Below are 12,866 nucleotides of genomic sequence, written 5' to 3' on the forward strand. Positions count from 1 at the left end.
TCCCCGTCCTTTAGTGCCGGGCCCCGCGCAACGCGCGCAGGACATCGTAGCTCTTGAAGCGCCGCTCCGTGAGATCGAGGAACAGCGCCTCGGCAAACGCCTGGAGCGGCTGCAGCGCCCGGGGAGCGACCGCCCGTCCAATCAACGCCGCGGGCGATTCCCTCAAAATCGAGGCCACCGTCACGAGCGCCTCCCTCGACAAGGCGACGCTGCCGGCCGTGGCTCCGGGCACGCAGCGCCGGCAGGCCACCCCCCCTTCCCGGCGGTGAAACACACCCCCCTGCGTGGCCAGATCCGATCCGCACGACGAGCACACCGCCAGGGGCGGCAGGACTCCGTGCAGCCGCAGCGTCCAGATCTCGAAGTAGCGCGCCCCCAGGCCGAGATCAAGGCCGTCCCGGACGGCCCGGAGGACGGTATGCAGGAGCCGGAAGTACGGCTCGTCCTCCTGCTGCTCGCGTGCGAAGGCGTCGGCGACCTCCGCCATGCAGGCCAGGACCGCGCCGCGCTCGGGATCTTCCTGAAGCCGGTAGAACGACTCGAGAAGCTCCGCCCCCTCGATGCGCGCCAGCTCGGCCCCCTCGCGCTCGAAGTACGACAGCCTCACACGGCTCAAGGGCTCGAGATTGCTCCCGAAGCGACGGCGGCTCCTGCGGGCCCCCTTGGCCACGCCGCGGACCTTGCCCGAGGAGCGGGTCAGGAAGGTCACGATGCGGTCCGATTCGCCGAGCGGGTGCGACCGCAGCACCATCGCCTCGGTCTCCCTCATCGGCACCTAAGGTCCCGCCAGGCGGGGCCCGGCCACGCCGAAGAATGCCAGCAGTCCGAGCAGGTCGACCGCGGTCGTCACGAAGGGGCTGGTCGCGACGGCCGGATCGATGTGGACCGACTTGAGGATCATCGGCAGGACCGCGCCGAGGACCGCCGCCATGCCCATCGACATCCAGAGCGACAGCCCCACGGCCAGGCCCTCCGCCGGCCGGAGGCCCACGAGGAAGACCGCCGCGACCCCCAGCAGCGTGCCGTAGATCGACCCGAGCAGGAGCGCGATGCGGATCTCCTTGAAGATGACCTCGGAGACCAGGCGCAACGAGATCCGTCCGGTGGAAAGCCCCCGGGCCATGATGGTGGCGGCCTGCGTGCCGATGTTCCCGCCCATCCCCAGCACCACCGGGATGAAGCAGGCCAGGGTTGCCGCCCGGGCGATCCAGGGCGTGTACGCCCGGATCACCAGCGCGCCGAGCAACCCCCCCCCGAAGGCCGCGAACAACCAGGGCAGGCGGAGCCGCGCGGCCTTGAGCGTCGACCGGGTGAGTCGCTCCTCGTCCGACGTCCCGGCCAGCTTGTAGATGTCCTCGGTGGCCTCCTCGCGCATCACGTCGACCACGTCGTCGATCGTGACGATGCCGATCAGGACGTTCTCGGCGTCCACCACGGGCACGGCCAGGAGATCGTATTGCGACACGATCCGCGCCACCTCCTCCTGGTCGGTCTCCGCGCGGGCCGATATGACGTCGGAGGTCATGATGTCCTTGAGCGCGGTCGCGGGAGGGACGGAGAGAAGCCGGCGCAGGGACAGGACCCCCTTCAGGCTCCCCTGCGCGTCCACCACGTAGAGATAGAAGACCATTTCCGCTTCCTGGGCCTTCTGCACGCAGGCGATCGCCTCCTGCACCGAGGTGGACTCCGGCAGGGCCAGGAAGCGTGTCGTCATGATCCGCCCCGCCGTGTCCTCTTCGTGTTCCAGGAGCTCCTGGATCTCCTCGGAGGTCTCCTTCTGCATCAGCGACAGGATTCGATCGCGGTCCTCCTGGGACCCGATCGACAGGATTTCGGCCACGTCGTCGGAGGGCAGGCGCTGCAGGACACGCGCGAGCTCCTCCGGACCCATGCCGCCCAGCACGTCCGCGCGGTGCGCCGGGTGAATCAGTCCCAGAAGCGCGGCCGCCTGCGGCACGGCGCGCTCGGCCAGAAGCCGGAAGGCGGCCGCTTTCTCCTGCTCGTCGAGCGACTTGAATGCCTCCGCGAGATCGGCGGGCCTGACTTTCAGGAGCATGTTGAGGAGGTGGACGGTCGCCCCCCGGCGGAGGAGCTTGCGGACCGATTCGAGGAGGACGGTGGTGTCTTTCATGGCCCCATTCCCAAGGTCTCCCGGATCACCCGGACGGCCTCGTGAAAGCGGCGGCCATTCTATCCCATCGAAGCGGGCACCCGCCCGGCGATTGCCCGCCGCGCGTCTCCCGGGAGGCTGCTACGCGACCGGGAGCCCGATCAGACGCAGGAGAGCGGTGTCGTCGCGCCAGTTCTTCTTGACCTTGACCCAGAGCGACAGGTGGACGCGCGCGGCGAGGTACTCCTCCAGGCCGCGCCGCGCCGCCGAGCCGATCGCCTTCATCATGCGGCCTCCCTCGCCGATCAGGATCCCTTTCTGGGACTCGCGATCGGTCACGACCGTGGCGTGGATCGTCACCAGGCCCCTGGGGTCCGTCTCCACCAGCTCGACCATCACGGCCGAAGCGTGCGGCACCTCCTGCCGGGTCTGGATGAACACCTGTTCGCGAATCAGCTCGGCAATCGCCTGAAGCTGAGGCAGATCGGTCAGCATGTCCTCGGGGAAGTGGGGCGGACCCGGCGGCATGCGCGCGCCGACAGCCGCCTCCAGCCGATCGCAGTTCTCGCCGGTTTTGGCCGACACGGGGACAATCTCGTCGAACAGACCGGTGCGCCCGGCCTCCTCCATCTGCGGCAACAGCTCCTCTTTCTGGATCAGGTCCAGCTTGTTGAGGACCAGGATGCACCGCGACCGTGACTGCTTCAAAAGATCAAATGCGAACCGGTCGCCCGGTCCGAGCCCCTCGGACGCGTCGACCAGGACCACCACCAGATCCACCTCCCTCAGGACGCGCGTGGCCAGCCGGACCATCTCCTCGTTCATGCGGTAGCGCGGCTTGTGGATGCCGGGCGTGTCGATGAAGACCACCTGGAGGCCGGGTCGGTGCAGGATGCCGCGGACGGGGAAGCGCGTGGTCTGCGGCACTTCGGACACGATGGACAGCTTCGCGCCCACGATGCGGTTCAGCAGGGTCGACTTGCCGACATTGGCCCGTCCGGCCAGGGCCACGAATCCGCAGCGGAACCCCTCCGGAACGGCCGCCCCGAACGAGGGTGCGGGGCCTTCGTGAATGTCGCTCATCGAGTTCAGTCCTCCGGGCGTCTCCTGCGCCCCCGCCCGGGCGCCGCCCCCGGCACACCCCAGGGCACGCGCCGCTGCGCCAGGCGGACACGGGCGGCGCGGCCCAGGAGACCCTCCTCCAGGCGCCGCATGGTGCCCCGGTCCGTTTCGTGATCGTAGCCGAGAAGATGCAGAAATCCATGCGTCAGGAGCAGGGCGACCTCGTTCCGGAGGGGCCACCCGGCCCGGCGCGCCTGGCGGGCCGCCTGGGAGAGCGAGATGGCGATGTCTCCCAGGTGGGGCCGGCCGGGCTCCAGATCTCCCCCGGCCGGAAACGACAGGACATCCGTCGTCCGGTCACGGTCGAGCCACGCCCGGTTCAATCGTCGTACCTCGCGGTCGGACGCGAGCAGGAGCGTGACGCCGGCGCGCGGCCGGCCGGTCTCCGTCAGGAGCCGCTTGATGAGGGTCGAGCAGCGCCGGGCCAGGCGCCGGCCGGCCGGGTGAGCCACCACGATCTCTACCGTCCCCATCGTTTGATCGTCGGGGGCGGCTCGTCGTGCGTCCGGCTCCCGTGGAACGAGCGCTCCGGCGTCCTGTCGAAATCGAAGCCGGGATAGTCGATGCGGTGGTGGTAGATGCTGCTGAGCGTGCGCAGGAACGCCGCCTCGGCCCTCTCAAGGTCTGAAAACGTCAAGTCCGACTCGTCGAGCTGATCGTCGAGGATGACGTCCGAGACGATCTTCCTGATCAACCCCTTGAACCGGGCGGGTGAAGGATCTTCGAGCGTCCGCGCCGCCGCCTCGATCGAATCGGAGAGCATGAAGATCGCCGCCTCCTTCGTCTGCGGCTTCGGCCCGGGATAGCGATAGTCGGCCTCCTGCACCTCCCCCGTCTCCTCGCTCTCCGATTGCAGGGCCTTCTGGTAGAAGTAGTTGATCTTCCGCGTGCCGTGGTGCTGCGGGATGATGTCCAGGACCGGCTGCGGCAGCCCGTAGCTCTTGGCCAGCTCGTACCCCTCCTTGACGTGGCTGGCGATGACCAGGGCGCTCATGTGCGGACTCAGGCGATCGTGCCGGTTGTCTCCCTCTCTCTGGTTCTCGATGAAGTAGCTCGGCTTCAGCATCTTCCCCACGTCGTGGTAGTAGGCCGCGACGCGGCAGAACAGGGCGTTCGCACCGACCGCTTCCGCCGCCGCCTCGGCGAGAGTGCCGACGATCACGCTGTGATTGTAGGATCCTGGAGCCTCCACCGCGAGCCGCCGGAGCAGCGGATTGTTGAGGTTCGACAGCTCCAGGAGTCGCACATCGGTCAGGATGTTGAACAGCGACTCCAGGAGGGGAAGCAGGAACGACACCAGGACGGCCACCAGGATGCCGCCCCCCAGCCCGCAGGACATTTGAAACGCAAGGTGCGACAGCGGAGCCGCGGGTGTCCCCGGCAGGGCCTGGAGCGCCAGAATGGCCGCCGCATTGACGGCCCCCAGCATCAGTCCGGCCTTGATGGGCGCCGTGCGCCGGCGATATCCGCTGATGCAGTGGACCGCGGCCAGGTTGCTTATCAGGCAGAACAGGACGAGCGACGCCTCCCACCGCACCATCATTCCGAACAGCGGCACGTGGAAGAGGGTGTAGGCGAACCCGACGCGGCTTCCGGACAGGAGCGTGACCAGCATGGCGCCGGCCGCCACCGGCGCCATGAAGCGGTACAACGCCGGGTTCGAATACGGCTCCCTGCTGAGAGTGACGACCACGTGATCGAACAGCCACAGGAAGCCGCGATCGATCGCCAGGGCGAAGACCGTGACCAGGACCAGGAGCGCGAACAGGTGGCGCTCCCGGCGGCGCATCGTCTCGTGCGCCGCGACGTACCGGTGCATGAACCACAGGATGAGCGCGAGCAGCAGAACGCTCCCCAGCAGGGCCCTGCCGCCTGTCATCGCCTCGCCGGCGCGCGCGTAGCCGGCGAGCGTGCGGGCGGCGTCCTCCCCCACGATCTCTCCGCGGCGGAGCAGGACCTTCCCTTTCGGGATGCGCACGACCAGGGGCTCGATGCGCTCGGCCGCTTCGAGCCGCCGCGCTTCGGTGAGCGCCCCGTTGAACACCATGTTCGGGATGACCAGGTCCTGCAGGAACCCGCCGACGGCGCGCAGGTCCTGCGGCGTGGCGCCCGCCTCGCGCAGGGCCGACAGGGCCATCTGGCGCGCCTCGTCCAGCGACAACGCCGCCGCGGGCGCCACCTCGTCCCATTCACGGGGGACGCGCGGATCGCGCAGTGTCACCCGCCCCGCCACCGGAAGCAGGGCGCGGCTGCCGACGATGCGTCGCGCGTAGGCCTGGCGCAGCGCCTGCTCGAGGCGGGCCTTCACCTCCGGGTCGAAGCCGGTGTCCGCCAGGTGCTCGAGGGCGGACGCGAGCGCGCGGTTGTCCAGATCGTAGACCGGGCTGACCCCGTCGCGCGCAGCCTCCCGCACCTCCCGCGTGGTGAGATCGTCGGTGAACTCACGGGTCTCGGAGGCGAGAAAGTCGACGGCGGCGACGGACCCGGCGGGGGGCACTCCGGCGTCGGGGACGAAGCGCGGCCCGAGCACGATGGCCGTCACGACGACCAGGAAGAGCACCGACCACGGAACCCGCGCGGCGAAGAGGCGCTGCTGCGAGTCGTGCGCCCGGGCGCGAAGGGACGCGAAGAGCCCCGGACGGCGGGACGCCGGGACGTCCCGGCTATCGGGGGAGGATTCCGCCATGCGCGCCCCTCTCAATCCCGCTTGGCAGGATCCGCGGATGGGCGCGTGCCGTGATGCGCGGTGGTATGGCGCCGGCGGCGCGCGGGGGCGACCGCCGGCTCGGGCCGGTGCCCGTTGCGGTAGGCCTCGTACGCCTTGATGATGCTCTGCACCAGGTGGTGCCGCACGACGTCCGACTCGTCGAAATAGACGAAGCGAATCCCCTGGACCGCCGCGACCACCGCCTGCGCCTCGACGAGCCCCGAAGTCCGCCCCGGCGGCAGGTCCACCTGAGTGACGTCGCCGGTGATCACGGCCTTGGAGTTGGTCCCCAGGCGCGTGAGGAACATCTTCATCTGTTCTGAGGTGGTGTTCTGGGCCTCGTCGAGAATCACGAACGAGTTGTTCAGGGTGCGGCCGCGCATGAAGGCCAGAGGCGCGATCTCGATCGAGCCGCGCTCCATCTGTGCGTTCGCCCGGTCCCGATCGAGCAGGTGATACAGGGCGTCATAGAGCGGGCGGAAATAGGGGTCGACCTTCTCCGCCATGTCACCGGGGAGGAAGCCCAGCTTTTCCCCGGCTTCGACCGCCGGCCGGCAGAGGATGATGCGCTCCACCTTCTTCTCGGAAAGATGGCTGACCGCGGCCGCGACGGCCAGGTAGGTCTTCCCCGTCCCGGCCGGCCCGATGGCGATCACCAGGTCGTTGTCCCTGATGGCGTCCAGGTAGGTCTTCTGGTTGAGGCTCTTGGGTGTCACGTACCGGCCATTGGTGGCGCGCAGGCGCCCGGCCGCGAAGAATTCGTGCAGGACGGCGGATCGGTTGTCGCGCAGGAGCCGGGCGGCGATTTCGACGTCCCCCTTCTTGAGCGCGTAACCGCCCCGCACGACGCCGACGAGCTGATCGATGAGGTTCGCCGCCAGCGCCTCCTTCTCGGGATCGCCCTGGACGGTCACCTCGGTGCCGCGGGCCGATACCCGGACCCCCAGGTCCTTCTCGATGCTCTTGAGGTTTTCGTCGAAGTGTCCGAATACGTCGACGAGGACTTCCTCGGGAAGTGCGACTTTTCGCATCCGGCGCGATGTGCCCCTCAGCGTCCTGTTGGGCCTGAAACCATGGCCGTAAGTTAACACCCGGCGCCCCCGTTGTCAATGAAATGGCCCCCAGGGGGCCACACGCAAGTCAAGCGTTTGCAGCGTCTTACTTGGATGGGGGCCGTGGATCGGGGGGAAGGTCGACCTTGATCGACAGATCCTTGAGCTGCGCGTCGGTCACCTTCGAGGGGGCGCCGCTCATCAGGTCAATCCCGCTGGCCGTCTTGGGGAAGGCGATGACGTCGCGAATCGAGGCGCAGCCGGTCAGGATGGCGACGGTCCGATCGACGCCGAGGGCGATCCCGCCGTGCGGGGGGGCCCCCATGCGCAGCGCTGTGAGCAGGAAGCCGAACTTCGACTCCGCCTCCTCCCGGCCGATTCCCAGGACCTGGAAGACTTTCGCCTGAAGATCGCTGCGGTGGATGCGGATGCTCCCACCGCCCACCTCCATGCCGTCCAGCACCAGGTCGTAGGCGAGGGCCCGGGCGCGGGCCGGCTCGCCCTCGAGGAGGGGGATGTCCTCCGGGCGCGGCGCGGTGAACGGGTGATGGCAGGAGACCAGCCGCCCTTCCTCGTCGCTGTGCTCGAACAGGGGAAACTCGTGCACCCACAGCAGGGCGTGGCGCGTTTCGTCGATCAGTTTCTCCGATCGGCCGATCGACAGTCGCAGGGCGCCCAGGATCGTGCAGGCCCCTTTCCATGTGTCGGAGACCAGGAGGGCCAGGTCGTCTCCCGTCGAGCCGAGGCTCTTCAGCACCGACCGGCACCCCTCCTCGGTCAGATGCTTGAGGACGGACGACTGGATGGTCCCCCCCGTCGATTTGATCCAGATGAGCCCTTTCGATCCCAGCCCCTTCGCCGCCTCCACCAGGTTGTCCAGGCGCTGCCGCGACCAGGCGCCGCCGCCGGGAACCAGGAGCGCCTTGATCACCCCGCCCCGGGCCGCGGTGTCGGAGAACACGCGGAACGGGCTGTTCGCCAGGGTCGAGGTCACGTCCCGAATTTCCAGCCCGAACCTCACGTCCGGCTTGTCGCTGCCGAAACGCTCCATGGCCTCGCGGTACGCCAGCCGCGGGTACGGACCCTGGATCGAAAGGCCGGCGGCGCGGAAGATCTCCTCCATCAGCCCTTCGATGAGGGCATACAGCGCCTCCGGCTCCGGGAAGGACATCTCCACGTCGATCTGGGTGAACTCGGGCTGGCGGTCGGCGCGCAGGTCCTCGTCGCGGAAGCATTTGGCAATCTGGTAATACCGATCGTACCCCGCGACCATCAGGAGCTGCTTGAAGATCTGCGGCGACTGCGGCAGCGAATAGAAGCGCCCCGGGTTGACCCGCGACGGGACGAGATACTCCCGTGACCCTTCCGGCGTGCTGCGCGTCAGGATCGGCGTCTCGATCTCCAGGAAGCCGTGGGCGTCGAAATAGCGGCGCACGGCCAGAAGCACGCGATGGCGCGTCTCGAGGATGCGCTGCAGCCGCGGGCGGCGCAGGTCGAGATAGCGGTGACGCAGCCGGACGTCCTCGGCCACCCCCTCCTCGTCTCCCGGCGGGAATGGCAGCGGCTCGGACACGTTGAGAACTTCGAGGGCGGAGGCCTGCACCTCGATCTCCCCGGTCGGCAGCGCCGCGTTGAGGTTGGCGCTCCCTCGAAGCACCACACGGCCGCGCGCCGCGACGACGTATTCGGGGCGCACGCTCTTCGCGGCGGCGAAGGCTTCCGGGGCCTTCTCCGGATTGAAGACCGCCTGCGTGACGCCGTAGCGGTCGCGCAGGTCGAGGAACAGGAGCCCGCCGTGATCGCGGACGCTGTCCACCCAGCCCAGGAGGCAGACGTCCTGCCCCGCCGCGTCCGACCGGAGCGCGCCGCAGGTGTGCGTCCTCTGAGGAAACCCGGAAGGCTCAGGCACCCGTCATCTCCCGCAGCCGCTCCGGAACGCGTCCCTCGGCCATCCGCTCCTGCGTGCCGTCGGCCATCTTCCTGACGGTCACCGATCCGTCCGCGATCTCGCTTTCCCCGATGATGAGCACGAACGCCGCCCCCAGGTCATGCGCGCGCCGCATCTGCGCCTTCAGGCTCCGGTCGGGCTGCGGCTCGAAGACGACGCGCCGCCCCGATCGCCGCAGACACCGCCCCACCCGCAGGGCCCGATCGACCGCCGCCTCCCCCAGGGCCACGATGCAGAGGAGCGGCGCGCCCTCGGAACGAAGCGTGGACGATGGGAGCGACAGCACCAGGCGCTCCTCCCCGACCGCGAAGCCGAATCCGGGAACGTCCGGCCCGCCGAGATCGCGCGTCAGGCCGTCGTAGCGGCCGCCCCCCAGGAGAGCGTTCTGGGAGCCGAGCCCCGGGACGGTCACCTCGAACGAGGTGCGCCGGTAGTAGTCCAGTCCGCGGACCAGGCGCGGCTCCACCCGGTACGGCATCCCGTAGGACTCGAGCAGCTCGACGACGCGCGCGAAATGCGCGCGGCACTCGGCGCAGAGGAACTCGGTGATGGCGGGCGCCGCCGCCATGGTCTCGCGGTCGGCCGGCACCTTGCAATCAAAGCAGCGCAGCGGATTCGCGACCATCCGCCTCCTGCAATCCGGACACAGCGCATCCTGGCGCGGCCGCAGGTAGGCGAGCAGGGCCTCGCGGTAGGCCGGACGGCAGACCGGACAGCCGACCGAGTTCACGGCGAGCTCGGCCCCGGCGATGCCGAGGCTCTCGAGGAACGTCATCAGCATCTCGAGGGTCTCGGCGTCCACGGCGGGATGATCGCTGCCGAACACCTCCACGCCGATCTGGTGGAACTGCCGCGTGCGCCCCTTCTGCGGCCGCTCGTAACGGAACATCGGACCGATGTAATACAGGCGCTGCAGCCCTCCGCCCCGGTGCATCTGGTGCTCGATCAGGGCGCGCGCCACCGGCGCCGTGTTCTCGGGGCGGAGCGTGAGCGAGCGCCCCTTGCGATCGAGAAAGGTGTACATCTCTTTCGCCACGATGTCGGTGGCCTCTCCGATGGTGCGCGTGAACAGCTCGGTGCTTTCGAAGATCGGCGTCCGGATCTCGCGAAACCCGTAGCCCTCGAAGGTGGCGCGGGCCCGCTCCTCGACGAGCTGCCAGCGCCCGACCTCGTCGGGCAAAATGTCCCGCGTGCCCTTCTGTGCTTCGATCATGCCGCGCCCCGGAATGCGCGCCGTGCGCGGCGCGCCGCGAATGGCCGGGCAGAATAGCATACCCGTCCGCCCGGGCGGAAGGCGGCCCGGCCCCGTACTCGGACACACTTCTGGAGTCTATAATGGCCGGGATGGCCCTCACCGCGCGCGGCCCGGCCAAATATTCGGACAGGATCCTGGTCAGGTTCCTGGCGCCTGTGATCCTTGGCCTCACCGTCCTGTTCCCCGCGCCGGCCCTCGCCGATCGGCGCTCGAAGACCGTGTTCCGCAGCCAGCCGGTCGAATGGAACCTCGAGGAGGGGGAGGATCAGGCGCTCCCGACGCTCGCCTTCACTCCCGCCTGGACCTGGAGCGGCTTCGCGGCGCCCCTGGCGGGAGATCCGGTGGCGGTCCTCGGCTCGATCGTGGCCGCAGCCCGTGACGGAGGAATCGCCGCTCTCCGCGACGACAGCGGAGAGGTCGCATGGAGGGCGTCCGTCGAAGCGCCGCTGACCGTCGGCCCTGCCACCGACGGGACGCTCGTCTTCCTGGCGACGGCGGAAGGCCACCTCGTCTCCTTGAAAGGGACGGACGGGCTCCCGGGGTGGTCGGCCGACCTGGCGAGCGGCCCGGCCGTGCCGATCCGCGTCATCGGGCGCCGACTGCTCGTCGGCACCCTCGACGGCACCCTGTACTCAATCGACGCCGCCACCGGCAGGATCGAGGCCCGCCAGGCCCTCCCCGGGCGTCCGTCGACCACGCCGGAGCCGGCTCCGGGCTCGATCCTGATCGGCACCGACCATGGCGTGGTTCTGGCCCTCGACGAGGCCTCGCTGGCCCCTCTCTGGAGATACTCCGCGGGACCGGCGATCACCTCGCCACCCGCGTACGACGAGGGACGGGTCTTCTTCACGGCCGCCGATCGGTCGATCAGGAGCCTCCGTTTCAGGAGCGGCCGGCGCCGGTGGACCACCCGGAGCGGCGCCACCTGTTCCGTCCGCCCGATTCCCCGGGACGCCTACCTTTACGTCCTGTGCTTCGACAACGACATCTATGTCCTGAACAAGCGAAACGGCCATCAGCTCACGCGCATCCGCATGGGTCACCGCCTGGACTCCGAGCCGGCGGAGACGGCCGACCAGCTTCTCGTGGTCCCCTTCACGGAAGCGAGCGTGGTGGGTCTGTCCCTGCCGAGGCTCCGGACCGTCGGTCGCTTCGCGCTCGACGTCCCCGGGGAGTGGTTCACGACGGCGCCTCTCCTCGTCGGCAGGCGCGTGGCCCTCGGGTATGGCCGCGACCAGGGCCGCATCCTCTCCCTGAGCATGGCCGAGAAGAAGAAGGAGGAGGAGGAGGAGACGCAGGCCCCGGTCGATTCGAAAGCGCCCGGGCCCTAAGCGCCGCCGCGAATCCTCCGGCAGATTTCCTCGCCCACCTCGCGGGTCCCCAGGCTTCCCCCCAGGTCGCGCGTCGTCTTGCCGTCGCGCACGGACCCGGCGACCGCCGCCTCCAGGAGACGCGCTTCGTCGGCCCGCCCGACGTCCTCGAGCAGCATGGCGGAGGAGAGGATCGCCCCCACCGGGTTGGCGACGTTCCGGCCGGCGTATTTAGGGGCCGAGCCATGCACCGGCTCGAACAGCCCCGTCCGGCCCGGGTGCAGGTTGGCGCTCGCGGCCAGCCCCAATCCGCCCTGGATCTGCGCACCCAGATCGCTGAGGATGTCACCGAACATGTTGCAGGTGACGATCACTTCGAAGGGGGACGGGTCCTTCACCATCTGCATCGCCAGGGCGTCCACGTACATGTGCGAGGCGTCCATGCCCTGGTACTCGGACGCCACCTGCCGGAACGTCCTCTGCCACAGGTCGTGGCCGAAGGTGAGCGCATTGCTCTTGTCCGACATCAGGACCCGTGTCTTTCCCTTGCGCCGCGCGTGCTCGAAGGCGTGCCGGATGATGCGCTCGACGCCCTTGCGGGTGTTGACATCCTCCTGCAGCGCGACCTCGTCCGGCGTTCCTTTCTTGAAGATCCCGCCCATCCCCACATACAACCCCTCGGTGTTCTCGCGGAACACGACGAAGTCGATGTCCCTCGCCGTCCGCCCCTTCAGGGGCGTCAGGTGATCGGCGAGGAGTTTCACGGGCCGCTGGTTCACATAGAGATCGAGCTTGAACCGGATGCCGAGCAGGATATCGGCGGCGTGCCGGTTGTCCGGGACGCGCGGGTCTCCCAGGGCCCCCAGGAGGATCGCGTCATGGCCGCGCAGCTCCTCCAGGGCGGAATCGGGGAGCGTCTCGCCGGTCTTCAGGAAGTGATCGGCGCCGTAGGGGAGCATGTCGATGACGAGCGGGCGCCCGCTCACCTCCGCGCCGGCCCGAAGCGCCAGGATCGCTTCGCGCGTGACCTCCACACCGATCCCGTCTCCCGGGATGGCCGCGATGCGCGTCATGGCCTCGAGCCCGCGCCGGACCGCGCGCGCACCGCCGCCGTGGCCCGGACCAGGAGGCGCCTCATCCACGACCCTCGACGCCGCGCGTCCACCCGGCGGAACGCCTCCTCCACGTCCCGCGCCGCGGCACGCCCCTGGAGTCGACCCCCACCCGGGAGCAGGAGGACCGGGACCTGATCACCGAAGCGCCGGACCAGCTCCGGATCGGAATCGACCTCGACCACGCGCAGCCGCACTCCGTGGCGCCGGGCCGAGCGCCCCGCCAGCCGCCGGAGTGCGAAACAGGGGG

General features: G+C 69.3%; 11 protein-coding genes. 1 reads left to right on the plus strand and 10 read right to left on the minus strand.

What is annotated here, in order from left to right; genetic code table 11:
• Nucleotides 1-10: 10 nt before the first annotated feature.
• The 8 genes from recO to hisS form a co-directional block, all read right to left on the minus strand.
• A complete protein-coding gene (recO, locus tag VGV60_01505) occupies nt 11-769 on the minus strand; it encodes a DNA repair protein RecO (GenBank protein ID HEV8699928.1) in 759 nt (252 codons plus the stop codon).
• 6 nt (nt 770-775) lie between these two features.
• Complete coding sequence (gene mgtE, locus VGV60_01510; GenBank protein HEV8699929.1) at nt 776-2,131, minus strand: magnesium transporter; 1,356 nt, start codon at nt 2,129-2,131, stop codon at nt 776-778.
• A 120-nt stretch (nt 2,132-2,251) separates the two neighbouring features.
• Nucleotides 2,252-3,193: a GTPase Era gene (era, locus tag VGV60_01515; GenBank protein HEV8699930.1), complete on the minus strand. Its 942-nt coding sequence runs from the start codon at nt 3,191-3,193 to the stop codon at nt 2,252-2,254.
• A gap of 5 nt (nt 3,194-3,198) precedes the next feature.
• A complete protein-coding gene (gene ybeY, locus VGV60_01520; GenBank protein ID HEV8699931.1) occupies nt 3,199-3,705 on the minus strand; it encodes an rRNA maturation RNase YbeY in 507 nt (168 codons plus the stop codon).
• Nucleotides 3,693-5,918: an HDIG domain-containing protein gene (locus VGV60_01525; GenBank protein HEV8699932.1), complete on the minus strand. Its 2,226-nt coding sequence runs from the start codon at nt 5,916-5,918 to the stop codon at nt 3,693-3,695. The genes ybeY and VGV60_01525 overlap by 13 nt, the downstream gene beginning before the upstream one ends.
• 11 nt (nt 5,919-5,929) lie before the next feature.
• Nucleotides 5,930-6,970: a PhoH family protein gene (locus VGV60_01530; protein HEV8699933.1), complete on the minus strand. Its 1,041-nt coding sequence runs from the start codon at nt 6,968-6,970 to the stop codon at nt 5,930-5,932.
• A gap of 127 nt (nt 6,971-7,097) precedes the next feature.
• Complete coding sequence (gene aspS, locus VGV60_01535) at nt 7,098-8,900, minus strand: aspartate--tRNA ligase (GenBank protein HEV8699934.1); 1,803 nt, start codon at nt 8,898-8,900, stop codon at nt 7,098-7,100.
• On the minus strand, nt 8,893-10,152 hold the full coding sequence (gene hisS, locus VGV60_01540) for a histidine--tRNA ligase (protein ID HEV8699935.1): 1,260 nt from the start codon (nt 10,150-10,152) through the stop codon (nt 8,893-8,895). The genes aspS and hisS overlap by 8 nt, the downstream gene beginning before the upstream one ends.
• A gap of 131 nt (nt 10,153-10,283) precedes the next feature.
• Here hisS and VGV60_01545 point away from each other — a divergent pair, with 131 nt between their 5' ends.
• Nucleotides 10,284-11,525 (plus strand): PQQ-binding-like beta-propeller repeat protein, encoded by a 1,242-nt coding sequence (locus VGV60_01545; GenBank protein ID HEV8699936.1) that lies wholly within the window; start codon nt 10,284-10,286, stop codon nt 11,523-11,525.
• On the opposite strand, the gene VGV60_01550 is transcribed toward VGV60_01545, so the two are convergent.
• Together VGV60_01550 and VGV60_01555 are read right to left on the minus strand one after the other, a co-directional pair.
• Nucleotides 11,522-12,577: a 3-isopropylmalate dehydrogenase gene (locus tag VGV60_01550; GenBank protein HEV8699937.1), complete on the minus strand. Its 1,056-nt coding sequence runs from the start codon at nt 12,575-12,577 to the stop codon at nt 11,522-11,524. The genes VGV60_01545 and VGV60_01550 overlap by 4 nt on opposite strands.
• Nucleotides 12,574-12,866 (minus strand): hypothetical protein (locus tag VGV60_01555; GenBank protein HEV8699938.1); only part of this gene is annotated, 293 nt, incomplete at its 5' end. The genes VGV60_01555 and VGV60_01550, both read right to left, overlap by 4 nt.

This window comes from Candidatus Polarisedimenticolia bacterium (assembly GCA_036001465.1).
In the GTDB taxonomy this organism is placed as follows: domain Bacteria; phylum Acidobacteriota; class Polarisedimenticolia; order Gp22-AA2; family Gp22-AA2; genus Gp22-AA3.

Coding starts and splice junctions, on each gene's coding strand:
- recO (HEV8699928.1), bottom strand. CDS start 769: ATGAGGGAGACCGAGGCGATGGTGCTGCGGTCGCACCCGCTCGGCGAA.
- mgtE (HEV8699929.1), bottom strand. CDS start 2,131: ATGAAAGACACCACCGTCCTCCTCGAATCGGTCCGCAAGCTCCTCCGC.
- era (HEV8699930.1), bottom strand. CDS start 3,193: ATGAGCGACATTCACGAAGGCCCCGCACCCTCGTTCGGGGCGGCCGTT.
- ybeY (HEV8699931.1), bottom strand. CDS start 3,705: ATGGGGACGGTAGAGATCGTGGTGGCTCACCCGGCCGGCCGGCGCCTG.
- VGV60_01525 (HEV8699932.1), bottom strand. CDS start 5,918: ATGGCGGAATCCTCCCCCGATAGCCGGGACGTCCCGGCGTCCCGCCGT.
- VGV60_01530 (HEV8699933.1), bottom strand. CDS start 6,970: ATGCGAAAAGTCGCACTTCCCGAGGAAGTCCTCGTCGACGTATTCGGA.
- hisS (HEV8699935.1), bottom strand. CDS start 10,152: ATGATCGAAGCACAGAAGGGCACGCGGGACATTTTGCCCGACGAGGTC.
- VGV60_01545 (HEV8699936.1), top strand. CDS start 10,284: ATGGCCCTCACCGCGCGCGGCCCGGCCAAATATTCGGACAGGATCCTG.
- VGV60_01550 (HEV8699937.1), bottom strand. CDS start 12,577: ATGACGCGCATCGCGGCCATCCCGGGAGACGGGATCGGTGTGGAGGTC.